A 14,902-nucleotide genomic window follows, 5' to 3' on the forward strand; every position below is an offset into this window, starting at 1 on the left:
CTGCGATCTCGTGATGGACGGCCGTACTACGGGCAACGACGGCCCGGGACCTGGGACTTCCAGCACCAGGGCCCGAGCCACCACCTGCCGGCGCTGCGCACAGCGCACCGCGGCCTGCACGCATGCCACCGTGATTTCGAGCGGGGCCTTCACCGCATCGCCGAGCCGGCTCGGGCCGGCGGCCCACCCCGTCGGGGAGTTGGACGCCGCCGCCGATGTCCTCGGTCCGGCCTCCTCGCGTCAGACCACCTCGACCGAGCCGGCCTCGTTTCCGACGATGTCCCGCAATCGCCTCTTGTCGATCTTGCCGACCTTCGTCAGCGGTAGCTCGTCCACGATCCGCAGGTCTTCGGGGAGCTTGTACCGGGCCACCTGCATCGCGGCGAGGGCGGTGCGGACCCCTGCGAGGGACAGGTCAGCACCCGGTTCGGCGACGACGACCACGCACACCCGCTCCCCCAGGTCCGCATCGGGCTTGGCGACAGCGGCGACGCGGGCGACACCCGGCAGGCGGTAGACGAGGTTCTCGACCTCCTCCGCGGAGATCTTCTCGCCACCCCGGTTGATCATGTCCTTGTCGCGTCCTTCGACGACGAGGTTGCCCGAAGGGTGCACCCGGACGATGTCGCCCGTGCGGTACCAGCCGTCAGGGGTGAAGGCGCGGGCGTTGTGCTCATCGGCCCGGTAGTAGCCGCGCGGGGTGTACGGGCCGCGGGTGAGGAGGGCGCCCATGCCTCCGGGGGGTACGGGGTGGTCGGAGTCGTCGACGATGAGGATTTCGTCGTCGGGACACATGGGGCGTCCCTGGGTTTCGATCTTGACGTCGTCGGGGTCGTCCCCGCGCGTGTAGTTCAGCAGGCCTTCCGCCATGCCGAACACCTGCTGGAGCGTGCCCCCGAGCACCGGTTCGGCACGGCGGGCGACCTCCGGGGCCAGACGGGCGCCGCCGACCTGAAGGAGCCGTAGTGCGGGCGGGGCGGGGTGGCGGCCGGAGGTCACGGCGTCGATCCACCGCTGGACGACGGCCGGCACGGCGGCGGTGGCCGTCACTCCCTCGGCCGCCATCAGGGGCAGCACCTTGTCGGGATCCGGGGTGCGGGCCAGAACGACACGGCCGCCGTTCATGAGGGTGCCCAGGATCCCGGGACAGGCCAGCGGGAAGTTGTGCCCGGCGGGCAGTGCCACCAGGTAGACGGAGTCCCGGTCGAAGCCGCAGACTTCGGCGCTGCGCCGCGCGTTGTACTCGTAGTCGTCGTGGGTGCGGGTGATGAGCTTCGGCAGTCCGGTCGTCCCGCCGGAGAGCAGAAAGACGGCGATGTCGCCGCTGTCCGGGGCGATCCGGTCGAGCCGGGCGCGCGCGGCGGCCGGGTCGTCGGCCGGTTCGGCCAGGGCGCGCAGATCCGTGGCGTCGGCGCCGCCCGTGCCACCCGCGACGAGCAACAGCCGTACGCTCGGCGTGGCTTGGGCGACCTCGCGTCCCAGGGCCTGGTGGTCGAAGTCGCCGATGCGGTCAGGTACGGCGATCGACGTGACCTCGGCATGCGCGGCCAGGTAGCGCAGTTCGTGACCGCGGTGCGCGGGCAGCGCCATCACGGGGGCGATCCCGGCCCGCAGACAGGCCAGGGTGAGCGTGACGAACTCCCAGCCGTTGGGCAGCTGCACGAGCATCGCGTCACCGGGGACCAGTCCGGAATCCAGCAGGCGGCACGCCAACGCGTCGGCCCTGTCGACGAGTTGGCGATACGTCAGACGCGTGTCGCCGTCCACGACGGCCACCGTGTCGCCGTAGGCCGCGGCCCATTCGTGCAGGTACGACCCGAGCGGCCGGGCCCGCCAGTACCCGGCCTCGCGATAGCGGTCCGCCGCTTCCTTGGGCCAGGGAACGAATCCTTCACGCATCGTCGGATCCTCCTTGATCCCGGGTGTCACGCAGCAGAAGTACGGCGTCGAGCGCGACGACGTCGCCGTCGGGAAGGACGCGCAGGGGGTTGATCTCGCACTCGGCCACGGCCGCGTCGGCGGCGAGGGAGGCGAGGGCCAGCAGCACGTGGGTGAGTCGTGCGCGGTCGACCGGGGTGGCGCCGCGCGCGCCGAGGAACATCTCGCGGGTGGCGAGCTCGTCGAGCATCGTGTGGGCCTCCTGCGCGGACAGCGGCGCGAGGCGCAGAGAGACGTCGCCGAGGATTTCGGCGGCGGTTCCCCCGGCGCCCAGCGCCAGCACGGGACCGAAGACGGGGTCGCGGCGTACGCCGACGATGAGTTCGGGGCCCGTGGGCGCCATCTGCTCGACCAGCAGCGCGGGGCTGGCGGGCATGCGGGCGAGGGCGTCTTCGAGCTCCTCGTGTGTGCGGATGCCGACCTGGACCCCGCCGACCTCCGTCTTGTGCAGGACCTCCGCATCGAGGATCTTCACGACGACCGGTCCGCCGAGGTCGTCGAGAGCCGCGTGCGCCGCGGCCGGATCGGCGCACACGCGGCGCACGGGCGTACGGATGCCCAGCTCCGCGAGGACGCCCTTGGCGGTGTGCTCGTCGACCGGGCCCGACGGGGGCAGGGTGGGTACTTCGGGGACGGTGACCACGTTGGCCTCGAGACGGAAGCGGGCCGCCGCGTCCTCGACGAGCGCGCGCACCATGGTCGATCCGGAGGCCGGTGTGGCCGCGCAGGGGATTCCGGCTTCGCCGAGTTGTCGGCGGGTCTGCCGAGCCTGCTCCACGGGCCCGCCGACGACGGCGACGAGCGGGGTGGCGGTGCGGGCGCCGGCCAGCGCGGCGGGAAGGTCGACGGCCGTGGGTTCCAGCAGCCCGTACACGGCGGTGACGTCGATGCCGGGATCTTCCGAGACCCGCTCCACGACCTGGGTGAGGGTGGGTGAGGGGCGGCCGGTGTCGACGGGGTTGTTCAGATAGGTGAGGGCCGGGAGCAGGTCCCGCAGCTCCTTCACCGTCCGTTCGACCAGCGGCGGGACCTGAATGCCGTGGGAGCGCAGGTCGTCGGTGAGCAGCAGACCGGGTCCGGCCTGTGCGGTGACCAGGCCGATGCCCGGGCGGGGGTGGGCGGTGAGGCGTACCCGGCTGAGCGCGGTGACGGCGTCGACGAGGTCGCGTTCGTCATCGACGAGGACGGCTCCGGCCTGGCGCAGAGCTGCCCGGGTGACGCGCCAGGAGGTGGCCAGTGCGCCGGTGTGGGAGCGGGCGAAGTCGCCGATGTCGCTGCGGCCGACGACCAGGGCCACGACGGGGACACGACCGGTCAGGCGACGTACGGCCTCGGTGAGGCGACGGCCTTCCGCGGCGGTCTCCACGTGCAGGGCGACGGCCCGTACGTCGTCGTCCTCCGCGAGGTGGCGCAGTACGTCGGCCTGCGTGACGTCCAGGCTGTTGCCCAGCCCGACCCCGAGGCGCAGGCCCACGCCGGCCTCGGCCAGGGCGAAGGCCAGCGCGTGGTTCACGCCGCCGCTCGCGGCCACCACCGCCACCGGCCCCGGAGCCAGGTCGGCCGCGCCCGGCACGAAACTGGCCGTCAGCCGTCGGTGGGGGGCGAGGAAGCCCGAGGTGTTGGGCCCCAGGACACGGATGCCGGTGTCCCGCACCACCTCGGCCAACGCCTGCTGGTACAGCGCGCCCTCGCCGCCGGCTTCGGCGAATCCTCCGGCGCACACGAGGGCGGCGCGGGCACCCGCGGCCGCCGCCTCGCGCAGCGCGTCGGCGGTCACGGCGGCCGGAATGCAGGAGATGACCAGGTCCGGTGTGACGTCGTGGGCCGCGGAGGCTTCGGCGATGCTCGGGAAGAAGCCCCGGTCTGGGTCCGGGCGGCCGGTGTTGACCTTCATCACCGGTCCGGGGAAGGAGGCGAGGGAGTCGGTCATCGCCGCGCCGAGCTTTCCGGGGGTGGCCGACGCGCCGAGTACGGCGATGGCTCGGGGCGCGAACAGCGGTTCCAGGCCGGTCACTTGATGCCTCCGACGAGGTCGGCGCGGCCGGACAGCAGCAGCGTGGTCGCGCTGTCGTCGTCGTACGCGCCGATGACGGCGGAGGGCAGGCCGTGCGCGAGCCGGGCCTCCTCGGCGACCAGCACGCGGGTCAGCGCCGTACCACCGCGTACGCCGATGAGCGGAGCGCCCGCCTCTGCCGTTTCCCGCACCTGATCGAGGGCGAGCGGCAACCCCTCCTCGGTGTCCGGGGCGTCGATCCACACGCCCGCCCCCGACGTCTGGCCGCTGAAGGGGGCCATCGGGATGCCGGTGCCGTCGGTCCCGGTGAGGACCTCGTCGCCGGCTGTCACTCGGCGTGAAGGGAGCCGGAACGGTCCGCCATGGAAGGGTGTCTCCAGGGGTGGTGCGTCGTGGCTCTGCCGCCACCATCCGTCGACGCGGTCCACGTACGCCGCGTCGCGCACGGCGAGTTTGCCGCGCGGGATGCTGCGGGTGAGGAAGTGGAAGGCGAACTGCGTCGGGGCGTCGAAGGAGCGGACGTAGCGGCCGAAGTGCTCCCACCACGACAGGCTGGGCCGCGCCGAGTTCTGGATCTTCTCGACCTTGGGGCGGCGACGCTCCTCGTAGATCTCCAGCGCCTCCGGCACGCTGTGCGGCGCCTCCCCCAGGGCCTCGGCCAGCGCGACCGCGTCCTCCATGGCCATCTTGGTGCCGGACCCGACGGAGAAGTGTGCGGTGTGCGCGGCGTCGCCGAGCAGCACCCATGTGCCCCGTCGCCAGGAACGGGCCCTGCGGGTGGCGAAGTTGGCCCAGCGGGAGTTGTTGCCGACCAGTGGGTGCCCGTCGATCTGGTCGCGGAAGAGGTCTTCCAGGTAGCTCTTGGTCTTCTCGTCGCTCAGGCCCGGCGGGGTCGACGGATCGAAGGCGTCGAGTCCGGCCCTGGCCCAGGAGTCCGCGTCGGTTTCGACGATGAAGGTGCTCAGCGAGTCGCTGATGGGGTAGGCGTGGGCGGCGAAGACACCGTGAGGGCCGACCTGGTGGACGAAGGTGAGCCCGTCGAACAGGTAACTGGTACCGAACCAGATGAACTTCGCGCTCGCCACGTCCGCCGTGGGTGCGAAGTCGTCGGCGAACAGGGTGCGGAAGCGGCTGTTGGCGCCGTCGCACACCACCACCAGGTCGAAGTCGTCCAGCTCGGCGGGATCGCGGACCTCGTGCTGGAAACGCATCTCGACGCCCTCGGCGCGGGCCCTCTCCTGCAACAGGCTCAGCAGCGTCTTGCGCACCACGGCCGCCATACCCATGCCGCCGACGCGCTCGCGGGCGCCGTGCACGCGGACCTCGATGTCGTCCCAGTGCCTGCCGTGCTTGTCCAGCGCCTCGCTGAGGACGGGGTCGGCGGCGTCGATGGCGTCGAGGGTGGCGTCGGAGAAGACCACGCCGAAGCCGAACGTGTCGTCGGGGCGGTTGCGTTCGAAGACCACGACCTCGGCCTCGGGCCGGCTCCGCTTCACCAGCGTGGCGAAGAAGAGTCCTCCGGGGCCTGCGCCGATGCAGGCAACTTTCATCGTCATTCCTTCGCGCTCACAGCCACGCGGGCAGTTTCGGCAGGGATGCCCCACCGGTCGGGTACAGGGGGCCGGGCACAGGTCGCCCGGTCGCGTAGGCGGCCAGGCTGGGCAGGTCACCGCTCACCACGACCGGTTCCGCGCTGCCGGGCGCGCCCAGGGGCCAGGTGCGATCGGCGTCCTGGGTCCGCAGTTCGACGGGGGGACAGTCCTGGCGGGCCCGGAAGGCGGCTGTCACGTCGTCCAGGAGCGCGGCGCACACCTCGTGCGGGACGTCGTCGAAGCTGGTGTCGATGTTCAGGTCGACGGCGTGCACCCACACCTCGCGCACCCGCATCCAGGCCACTTGGGAGGCGGGCACCTCACGGCCTCGCGCGGTGCGGACGGTCGCTGCCCAGCACTCGTCCGGCAGGGCGGTGAGTTCCGCGGCGAGCCGGCTGTCGGCCGCGAGCAGGTCCGCACGCAGCTCCGTGGCCGGGCGCCGGGCGCCCTGCTCGATCTCGCGGGCACGCTGGTCGCCGCTGGTGTACATGGGCGTCTCGACTCCGGTACGCGCCCAGGTCAGCAGATTGACGAGTGCGTCGGCGTTGCGGGCGACGTGGGCGACGAGGTGGGCCCGGCTCCAGCCCGGCAGGGACGAGGGCCTGGTGATGCCCGGGTCGGTCAGCCGGTGCACGGCGGCCTCGAAGGCCGCCGTGCCCTTGGCCGCCTGCTCCAGCATCGGGGCCGGGCGTGAGCTCACCGCGTCTCCCGGCGGCAGGTGTTGCGGGTCTCGCCGATCCCCTCGATCCGGGTGACGAGGAGCGAACCGTCCTGCAGATAGCGGGCGGGCTTGCGGGCATGGCCGACTCCGCCCGGTGTACCGGTGGCGATCACGTCGCCGGGCACCAGCGTGATGATCTCGGACAGGTACGCGACCAGCGTGGCCGGGTCGAAGACGAGGTCGCCCGTGTCGGCCTTCTGGACCGTGTCACCGTCGACTTCACAGGTCAGGCTGAGTCCTTGGGCGGACACCGCGGGGTCGTCGGCGGTCACCAGCCACGGTCCGATGGGTGTGGTGGCCTCGAAGGTCTTGCCCTGGTCCCACTGGGTGGTGCGGTACTGCCAGTCGCGGGCGGTGACGTCGTTGAGCACGGTGTATCCGGCGATCGCGGCGCGTGCCTGCTCCGGGTCGGCGTGCCGGACCTCGGCGCCGATGACGACGCCGAGTTCGGCCTCCCAGTCCATCTGCGCGGACGCGGCGGGCAGGGTCACGTCGTCGTAGGCGCCGACCAGGGCCCGCGCGTACTTGTTGAACAGTGTGGGGTGCGAGGGGAGTTCGCGGCCCATCTCCAGAATGTGGGTGCGGTAGTTGAGGCCGACGCACACGACCTTCTCCGGTGCGACGACCACCGGGGCGTAGGCCAGGGCGCCTTCGTAGGTCTCGCCGTCGGCGCCCGCGGCACGCGCCGCCCAGTCGGCGTGGCGCAGGAAGGCCACCAGGTCGCCCTCGCCGAGGTCCACTGCCTTGTCGTCGTCGACGCGGACGGCGCGCGTGGTGCCGTTGACCCGGATGGTGGCGAGCTTCACTTCTGTTCTCCTCGGGAGGTACGGGCGAGGCCCAGGGCCTCGTAGACGGGCTCGTCGCTGAAGCGGAACAGGTCGATCTGAGTGCGGGCGGACAGCGAGACCTCGCACCAGGACGGGACGACGAACAGGTCGCCCTTGGCGATCTCGAAGACCTTGTCGCCGACGCGGGCCACCGCCTCGCCGTCGAAGACCTGCCAGACCGCGGAGCCGACGGTGCGCACCGGGACGGTCTGGGTGCCGGCCCGCAGTCGGCGCATCTCGGTGCGCATCGTGACCAGGGCGTCCTTGCCGGTGGTGGGGTTGGAGAAGCGGATTCCGGCGTGGCCGGGCTCCAGTACGCCGGGGACGCCTTCGTCCTCCAGCTCCAGCTGGGCGGTCAGGGCGGCGTCGGTGTGTTCCCAGCGGTAGGCGTTCAGTGGGGAGTTGGGCTGGTCGGGCTGGCTGATCGGGCGCAGTCCGGGGTGGCCCCACAGTCGTTCGCCGCGTGAGCGGTCGGGGGTTTCGCGGGTGGAGAGCTCGTCGGGGCCGAACTCGAAGAAGCCGGCGTCCAGTTGGGAGACGAGGGGGATGTCGAGGCCGTCGAGCCAGGCCATCGGCCGGTCGGTGACGTTCTGGTGCTCGTGGAAGGCCCAGCTCGGCGTGAGCAGCAGGTCACCTCGCCGCATCGCCACCGCGTCGCCGTCGACGTTGGTCCACACGCCCTCGCCTTCGACCACGAACCGGAAGGCTCCCTGGCTGTGCCGGTGGGAGGGGGCGACCTCGCGCGGCCCCAGGTACTGGATCGCGGTCCACAGGGTCGCGGTGGCGTAAGGGCGGCCCGGCAGGCCGGGGTTGGACAGGGCCATGGCGCGGCGCTCGCCGCCGCGCCCCACCGGTACGAGTTCGCCGGAGCGCTGTGCGATGGGCAGCAGCTCCGCCCACCGCCACAGGTGCGGGACGGCGGCGGGCTGCGGCGACATCGGCATGAGGCCGTCCACCTGGGTCCACAGCGGGATCAGGCCCGCGTCCTCGAAGTCCGCGTACAGCTCGTCGAGCAGCTTGCGCTCGGTCTGTTCGCTGGTGGTGTCGGTCACGGAAACCTCCACGTCGTGTTGTTCGGCGACCGCCGGAAGAAGCGCGCATCGGTCCGCGCTGTTTCCTGACGCTACGCCGATGTTTCCCCTGACCGGAATCCTTGAAGAGTAGGATTCCGCTATGGAGAATGCAGTGGATAGGTCGGCCACTCCGTCGTATCCGGTGAGTGGCGCCGGCAACGCGCTGCGCGTCGTCCGGCTGCTGCACGAGCTCGACGAGCTGCGGGTGATGGATGTCGCCGACCGGCTCGGCGTCGCGCGCTCGACCGCTCACCGGATCCTCGCGATGCTCGTCTTCGAGGGATTCGCGGCGCAGGACCGCCACAAGGTGTACCGGCCGGGACCCGCCCTGCAGGCGATCAGGGGAAGCCAGGCCGCTCCTCCCCCGGATCTGGTCACGCTCGCCCACCCCCACCTGCGACGGCTGGCGGACACCGTCCGTGAGACGACCCACCTGATGGTGCTCGAGGGCAACGGCGCCCGCTTCCTGGACGGCGTGGAGGGCCCCCAGGCGCTGCGCGTCAGCTACCGCACCGGCACCCTCCTGCCCGCCCACGTCACCTCGGGCGGCAAGGCCCTGCTCGCGGCGTTGCCGGCCGACCGGCTCCGGGCCCTCTTCCCCAACGGGCTTCCCGGGGACCGGGCCAAGGCACCCAAGGACTTCGAGAGCCTCGTGAACGAGCTGGTGTCGGTGCGACGGGACGGCTACGCGATCAACCTCCAGGAGAGCGAGCGCGGAGTGCACGCCGTCGGCGCGTGTGTGCGCGACCGCACGGGAGCCGCCGTGGCCGCCGTGGCGGTCGCCGCTCCGTCGGTGCGGTGCACCCGCGCGAGCCTGGCAGCGTTGTCCCGTCCCTTGCTGGCGGCCGTGCAGGACATCGGTCAGGGTCTGTGAACGACGGCGGCGTGCGGCACCGTCATCCCACCGAGTGCCGCACACCGTCGGCCCCCGCCCGGGAGACCGGGTCGGTCACCGGCCGTGTCCGGTCACCTCGAAAGACGGCGCCCAGCGCGGTATCTCGCCCCTGCCGGAGACCAGGCGGATGTTCTTGCTGTAGCCGTACTCGCGCAGGGTTTCCGCCGAGGTCTCCCGGCCGAAGCCGCTCGCGCCGACACCGCCGAACGGCGCGCCCGTGAAGTTCCGGTTGTAGTTGTTCACGAAGACGAACCCGGTGTGCAGGGCGCGGCTGACCCGTAGCGCGCGCTCGGAATCCGGCGTGAACACCGCCGCGACCAGGCCGAATTCGGTGCCGTTGGCGATCTTGACGGCCTCGTCCTCGTCGCGGAACGGGATCATCGAGATGACCGGGCCGAAGATCTCCTCCCGCGCGATGCGCATGTCCGGGCGGACGCCGGTGAACAGCGTCGGCGCGACGTAGAAGCCGCCCGCCAGCTCGGGGTCGTCGGGGAGCGGTGCCTGCGCCGCGATCGTGGCACCCTCCTGGACACCTATGTCGATGTAGTCCAGCACCCGCTTGCGCTGGGCGGCGGACACCATCGGGCCGATGTGCGTGCCCGGATCGGCGCCGTTGCCGACGCGCAGCCGCTTCACCGCGTCGCCGTAGCGGCGCGCGACCTCGTCGTAGATGTCGGCGTGCACCAGGACCCGGGACGCCGAGGTGCACGCCTCACCCTGGTTGTAGAGGCCGCCCTCGATCGCCCACGGCAGCGCCTGGTCGAGGTCCGCGTCCTCGAAGATGATGAACGGGTCCTTGCCGCCGAGCTCCATCAGGGTCGGCGTCAGGCGGTCGGCCGCGGTCTTGATGACCGAGACCCCGGTGGTGGGCGACCCGGTGAACGAGACCTTGCCGACGAGCGGGTGCCCTGCCAGCCGCGATCCGATCGAGCCGGTGCCCGGAATGATGTGCACCACGTCGTCGGGCAGGACGGACTGGATGATCTCCACCATGCGCAGGGCCGACAGCGGGGCCTGCTCCGGCGGCTTGATCACCACCGCGTTGCCGACGGCCAGCGCCGGGGCCAGTTTGCTGGCGGTGTGAATCGGCGGCCAGTTGAACGGCACGATCGCGCCGATGACGCCGTAGGGTTCGAGCACCGTGATGTCCAGCAGGCTTCCGCCGTCGTTGACCTGGCCGGGCATGGAGTCGCACAGGCTCGCGAAGTACTCGAAGATCCCGATCGCCGCGTTCACGTCTCCGTTGCGCGCCTGGGTCAGGGGCTTGCCGTTGTCGCTGCTCTCCAGGGTCGCGATCTCTTCGGCGTGCTCGCGCACCGCCTGAGCGATCTTCCGTAGCCAGCTGCCGCGTTCGCGGGCGGTGCGAGCCTTCCACGCGAAGTGCGCGTCGTAGGCCGTCTGCACGGCCTGGTCGACCTCCTTGTCGCCGGCGCCGTGCACAACGGCCAGCGGCGCGCCGGTCGCGGGGTTGTCGACGGTGAACTGATCGGCGGCGTCCTCGGACGACCACCGGGTGCGGATCTCGGGTGGTGACGACGTGGCCATGGTCGTGCTCCGTTCAGGGGTGTGCTTGGGTCGACGGCTCGCTCGCAAGACGGGGCGGCCGCCGGTCGGTGACGGCCCCTCAGTGCCTGAAAACGATCATTCCGTTCGTGTGTCGGCGATCAGCGCGGCGAGTTCCCGCAGCACATCGGCGCTCGATGCCGCCGCGCTGCCCTCCGCCTTGGTGCCGTTCCTCGCCGCGCCCGCGAAGTCGATGATCCTGTTGATCCGTCCACTGGGTACGCCGAGTTCCAGCGCCAGTTGTACGTAGGTCGTGGCGATAAGGCTTCGCCGGGTGACCGCGGTCGAGGAGGCGGCGAGTGAGGGCTCGGCTGGGAAAGGACGGCGTGGGACATCGCCGTTCTCCCTCGGTGGTGGCGCGGTGGCTGTCCGGACGCACCATCCGCTCGCGCGCATTCCCCGCTTAACGACTGGCGGTCAGTCGGTCTTCTCGCCGCTCTCGGCCAGGATCCTGTTGCGCACACCGGCGAGAGCTCCCGCCATCGCGCCGGCGGGCCGGCCGAAGGTGGTGGCGGAGAACTGGGCGGGGCCTGTCTTGGCGGTGAAGGAGTGCGGGTAGGCGAACTCACGGAGCCCTTCCTCGCCCTGCTTGCGCCCGTAACCGCTGTCACCGCGACCGCCGAAGGGCACCGCGGGGTTGATGGAGAACACCAGGGCGTCGTTGATGCTGGTCATTCCGACCCGGAGCTGACGGGCGATGGCCTCGCCGCGGTCGCGGCTGAAGACAGCGCTGCCCAGTCCGTAGCGGCCGGTGTTGATGTGCGCGATGGCTTCCTCGGTGTCGGTGACCTTGACGACGGCGAGCGTGGGTCCGAACGTCTCCTCGGTCACCGCCAGGGCGTCGGGGCTCACGCCGACGAGGATGGTCGGGGTGACATAGCGCTCCCCCACTGCCTGGAGGCCGCCGACCGTGGCGGTGGCGCCGCGATCGAGAGCGTCCTGGATGTGCTCCCTGATGATCGGGATCTGGGTGGGCAGCGGAACCGGCCCGATCTCCGCGGCCTCGTCGCTGCCGACGCGCACCTGTCGGGCAAGGTCGCTGATCTTCTCGACGAACGCGTCGTGCACCGACTCCACGACGTAGGCCACTTCGAGGCTGATGCAGCCGTGTCCGGTGTTCTGGATGGCGCCCCAGACGACGTGACTGGCGGCCTCGTCCAGGTCGGCGTCCTCGGCCACGATGACGCCGTCCTTCCCGCCGAGTTCCAGCAGCACGGGGGTGAGGGTCTGCGCGCACTGGGCCGCCACCGTCTTGCCCGTGGCGACACTGCCGGTGAACGCGAGCTTGTGCAGCCCGGCGTCGATGAGCGCTCCGCCAGTGGCCCCGAACCCGTTCAGGCACTGCAGGACGTCCGGGAAGTCGGGGACCGCGCGCCGCCAGGTCCGCACGAGCCACTCACCGACGCCGGGGGTGATCTGGCTGGGCTTGAGGATGGCGGCGTTTCCGGCCGCGATCGCCTCGATCAGGATGGCCCCCGGTGTGAGCAGGGGGAAGTTCCACGGGCCGATGACACCGACGACGCCGTAGGGCTGGTATTCGACCCACGCACGCTGGTTGGGCACGGTGGGGCTGCCGGGCAGCTCCCGGCGTCCCAGCACCCGCTCGGCGTTCTCGACGGCGTACTGCACGTGCTCCAGAATCCCGAGCACCTCCACGCGAGCCTCGTCGAGCGGCTTGCCGTTCTCGGCGTGGATGAGGGCGGCCCCCTCCTCACCGCTCACGGCTATCTCCCGCCGCCATGCGCGCAGCCGCTCCGCGCGGCCCGCGAATCCGAGGTCCCACCAGGGCCCGGAGACCGAGCGGGCGGCAGCGACGGCCGTGGCGGCCTCTTCCTTGCCGGCCACGGGGTAACGGGCGAACTCGGCCCCGGTGGCCTGGTCGACGGTCACCACCTCGCTTCCGTCCTGTCCGATGACGCCATCACGCGTGATCGTTTCAGTGGTCTTGGTCATGGGTTTCTCCCACTTTCTGAGGACTGCCCGCGCCGGAGCACGCCCGGAGGGCGACGGCAGGTGGCGGACACGGTCTTCGGGCAGCGATGGCTCGAAGACCTTGGCAAGCATCAGATTATCAATCCAATGGCTGATGTCAAACGCTTGATAACTAGTAAGATTCTTGTGAATTGACAGCGTGGTCAAGAGGCGCGCAGCGGACGCCGCCCACACCGGAGGCCGCAACCGCTGGGTTTACCTCAAACGCTTGACGCTCATGAAGTGTCGTATCCTTCTCGCGTGACACGACACAACGAGGAGCCCGTCGGGGCCGATGCTCTTGACCGGGTGACCTGGGCCTTGCGCCGCGCGGAGCTGGCGGTACTGACACTCAAGGAGCAACGGCTGCGCCCGCTGGGCATGGCGGCGGCGCACTACACACTCCTGATCTCGGTGCACAGCGACCCGGGACTGACCGGCGCCGAGCTGGCCCGCCGCCTCAACGTGACCCCGCAGGCCGTCGCCTCATTGGTCGCGCGCCTGGAGAACCGGGGGCAGCTGGAGAGGCGCGAGCATCCGCGCCACCGGCACATTCAGGAACTGCACCTCACCGACGCCGGGCGGGAGGCGTTGCACGCCGCCGACGCGGTGATCTCCGGCATCGAGCGGCAGATCACCGACGGCCTCGGTTCGGAGGCCGGTCAGCTGCGGGCACTGCTCGAGAAGGTGGCCGAGGCGGCTCGCGAGACCTGAGTCCCGCACTGCCGTCGACTGACCGGCACCCCGCAAGTCGTGGCCTCCCTGTCCCGGGAGGCCCACCCGCACCTCCCCCAGAGGGCATTCAGGCTGCTGGCTGCCATCAGGCAGTTGATGTGTGTACAGGTGCCGTATTCTCGCCACGTGACACACGATGACGATCGGCCCATCGGTGCCGACGCACTGACCCGAGTGACCTGGGCGCTACGGCGGGCGGAGTGGGCGGCGCAGGCCCGCAAGGATCAGCGGCTGCGACCGCTGGGCCTCGCGGCCGCGCAGTACACCCTGCTGATCTCCGTCCACAGCGACCCCGGACTGACCGGCGCGGAACTGGCCCGCCGCCTCAACGTCACCCCGCAGGCAATCGCCTCCCAAGTGACCCGTCTGGAAGAGCGTGGTCAGCTCGAACGCCGACCGCACCCGCGCCACCGGCATGTGCAGGAGCTGCACCTCACCGACGCCGGGCGCGACTGCCTGCGGGACGCCGACGCCGTGATCGTGGAGATCGAACAGCGCATCGCCGAGAAGCTGGGCGCGAAGAAGGCCGCACAGCTGAGGGCACTGCTCGACGAGGTCGCCGACGTGGTCCGGGAGGCGTAGGACAGTGAGCCTGCCGACCCTCGATCCCCTCGACCTGCAGATACTGCAAGCCCTGCAGCTCGACGGACGCGCCCCGTTCAGCCGTATCGCCGCCGTCCTGGGCGTCTCCGACCAGACCGTCGCCCGGCGGTACCGCCGGCTGCGCAGCACCGTCAACGTGCGGGTGCTCGGCATGACGGACGACAACCGCCTCGGCCGGCAGAGCTGGCTGGTACGGCTGCACTGCACCCCGGACGTGGCGGAACAGCTCGCGGACGCACTCGCCAAACGCCCCGACACGCTCTATGTGAACCTCATCTCCGGTGGCACCGAGGTCATCTGCGGCATGAAACCACGCAGCCCGAAGGAGCGCGACGAGCTGCTCTTCGACCGGCTCCAGCGCACCCGGCAGATCGTCACGGTGACCGCCCACTGCCTGCTGCACTCCTTCTACGGCGGCTCCCTCAGCTGGCTGAACAAGTCCAACGCGCTCAGCCCCGACCAGGAAGCCGCCCTGCGCCGGCCGCCTCCGCCACCGCTCGATGCCCCCGTCGTTCTGGACGCGGCCGACGAGGCGCTGCTCGCGCTGCTGCGCCGCGACGGCCGGGCCACCCTCACCGACCTCCAGAACGCCACCGGCCAGCCGGAGTCCGCGGTGAAACGACGGCTCGAGTCCCTGCGCTCCACCGGCGTGCTGTACTTCGACGTGCAGTACGACCACGGGCCGCTCGGGCAGGAGGTCAGCGCCATGCTCTGGCTCACCGTGGCACCCCGCGCGCTCGCCGAGGTGGGCCGCAGCCTCGCCGCGCACCCGGAGGTGCACTTCGCGTCCGCCACCACCGGCCAGGCCAACATCGTGGCCTCCGTGCACTTCCGGAACGTCGCCGAGCTGTACACCTACCTGAGCGAGACGATCGGCGCCCTCGACGGCATTCAAGCGGTGGAGTCGGCTCTCATCCTGCGCCAGGTCAAGCAGCTCAACTACGAGCCGAGCCGCTGACCCTCGGCCGGC

13 protein-coding genes are annotated in these 14,902 nt (G+C 71.1%); 4 read left to right on the forward strand and 9 right to left on the reverse strand.

Going from position 1 to position 14,902, the window contains the following annotated elements:
• Positions 1-240 precede the first annotated feature (240 nt).
• The 6 genes from OG381_RS04205 to OG381_RS04230 are packed head-to-tail and all read right to left on the reverse strand — an operon-like array spanning position 241 to position 8,144.
• Positions 241-1,899 carry a (2,3-dihydroxybenzoyl)adenylate synthase gene (locus tag OG381_RS04205; RefSeq protein ID WP_327714725.1) on the reverse strand — a complete coding sequence of 553 codons (1,659 nt, stop codon included), beginning with the start codon at positions 1,897-1,899 and terminating at the stop codon, positions 241-243.
• Positions 1,892-3,952, reverse strand: a complete 2,061-nt coding sequence (locus OG381_RS04210; RefSeq protein ID WP_327714726.1) for an acetate--CoA ligase family protein — start codon at positions 3,950-3,952, stop codon at positions 1,892-1,894. Before OG381_RS04210 ends, OG381_RS04205 begins: the two co-directional genes overlap by 8 nt.
• On the reverse strand, positions 3,949-5,502 hold the full coding sequence (locus tag OG381_RS04215) for an FAD-dependent monooxygenase (protein WP_327714727.1): 1,554 nt from the start codon (positions 5,500-5,502) through the stop codon (positions 3,949-3,951). Before OG381_RS04215 ends, OG381_RS04210 begins: the two co-directional genes overlap by 4 nt.
• Positions 5,503-5,518: 16 nt before the next feature.
• The gene (locus tag OG381_RS04220; RefSeq protein WP_327714728.1) at positions 5,519-6,244 is read right to left on the reverse strand and encodes a maleylpyruvate isomerase family mycothiol-dependent enzyme; all 726 of its coding nucleotides are present in this window, start codon (positions 6,242-6,244) and stop codon (positions 5,519-5,521) included.
• A complete protein-coding gene (locus tag OG381_RS04225) occupies positions 6,241-7,071 on the reverse strand; it encodes a fumarylacetoacetate hydrolase family protein (RefSeq protein ID WP_327714729.1) in 831 nt (276 codons plus the stop codon). The genes OG381_RS04220 and OG381_RS04225 overlap by 4 nt, the downstream gene beginning before the upstream one ends.
• Positions 7,068-8,144 carry a cupin domain-containing protein gene (locus OG381_RS04230; protein WP_327714730.1) on the reverse strand — a complete coding sequence of 359 codons (1,077 nt, stop codon included), beginning with the start codon at positions 8,142-8,144 and terminating at the stop codon, positions 7,068-7,070. The genes OG381_RS04225 and OG381_RS04230 overlap by 4 nt, the downstream gene beginning before the upstream one ends.
• A gap of 121 nt (positions 8,145-8,265) precedes the next feature.
• Between OG381_RS04230 and OG381_RS04235 the strand changes: the two genes are divergently transcribed.
• Complete coding sequence (locus tag OG381_RS04235) at positions 8,266-9,039, forward strand: IclR family transcriptional regulator (RefSeq protein ID WP_327714731.1); 774 nt, start codon at positions 8,266-8,268, stop codon at positions 9,037-9,039.
• A gap of 75 nt (positions 9,040-9,114) precedes the next feature.
• Here the strand turns inward: OG381_RS04235 and OG381_RS04240 are convergent, their stop codons facing one another.
• From OG381_RS04240 to OG381_RS04250, 3 genes are all read right to left on the reverse strand, one after another.
• Positions 9,115-10,605: an aldehyde dehydrogenase family protein gene (locus OG381_RS04240; RefSeq protein ID WP_327714732.1), complete on the reverse strand. Its 1,491-nt coding sequence runs from the start codon at positions 10,603-10,605 to the stop codon at positions 9,115-9,117.
• Between the two features lie 96 nt (positions 10,606-10,701).
• A complete protein-coding gene (locus OG381_RS04245; RefSeq protein ID WP_327714733.1) occupies positions 10,702-11,019 on the reverse strand; it encodes a hypothetical protein in 318 nt (105 codons plus the stop codon).
• Between the two features lie 21 nt (positions 11,020-11,040).
• A complete protein-coding gene (locus OG381_RS04250) occupies positions 11,041-12,576 on the reverse strand; it encodes an aldehyde dehydrogenase family protein (protein ID WP_327714734.1) in 1,536 nt (511 codons plus the stop codon).
• Between the two features lie 279 nt (positions 12,577-12,855).
• On the opposite strand from OG381_RS04250, the gene OG381_RS04255 reads away from it, so the two are divergent.
• From OG381_RS04255 to OG381_RS04265, 3 genes are all read left to right on the forward strand, one after another.
• Complete coding sequence (locus OG381_RS04255) at positions 12,856-13,308, forward strand: MarR family winged helix-turn-helix transcriptional regulator (RefSeq protein WP_327714735.1); 453 nt, start codon at positions 12,856-12,858, stop codon at positions 13,306-13,308.
• 147 nt (positions 13,309-13,455) lie between these two features.
• Positions 13,456-13,911, forward strand: a complete 456-nt coding sequence (locus OG381_RS04260) for a MarR family winged helix-turn-helix transcriptional regulator (protein WP_327714736.1) — start codon at positions 13,456-13,458, stop codon at positions 13,909-13,911.
• A gap of 4 nt (positions 13,912-13,915) precedes the next feature.
• On the forward strand, positions 13,916-14,890 hold the full coding sequence (locus tag OG381_RS04265; RefSeq protein WP_327714737.1) for an Lrp/AsnC family transcriptional regulator: 975 nt from the start codon (positions 13,916-13,918) through the stop codon (positions 14,888-14,890).
• Positions 14,891-14,902: the final 12 nt, after the last annotated feature.

The sequence above is a fragment of the Streptomyces sp. NBC_00490 genome, assembly GCF_036013645.1.
In the GTDB taxonomy this organism is placed as follows: Bacteria; Actinomycetota; Actinomycetes; order Streptomycetales; family Streptomycetaceae; genus Streptomyces; species Streptomyces canus_F.

Coding starts and splice junctions, on each gene's coding strand:
- OG381_RS04205 (WP_327714725.1), bottom strand. CDS start 1,899: ATGCGTGAAGGATTCGTTCCCTGGCCCAAGGAAGCGGCGGACCGCTAT.
- OG381_RS04215 (WP_327714727.1), bottom strand. CDS start 5,502: ATGAAAGTTGCCTGCATCGGCGCAGGCCCCGGAGGACTCTTCTTCGCC.
- OG381_RS04235 (WP_327714731.1), top strand. CDS start 8,266: ATGGAGAATGCAGTGGATAGGTCGGCCACTCCGTCGTATCCGGTGAGT.
- OG381_RS04240 (WP_327714732.1), bottom strand. CDS start 10,605: ATGGCCACGTCGTCACCACCCGAGATCCGCACCCGGTGGTCGTCCGAG.
- OG381_RS04245 (WP_327714733.1), bottom strand. CDS start 11,019: ATGCGCGCGAGCGGATGGTGCGTCCGGACAGCCACCGCGCCACCACCG.
- OG381_RS04250 (WP_327714734.1), bottom strand. CDS start 12,576: ATGACCAAGACCACTGAAACGATCACGCGTGATGGCGTCATCGGACAG.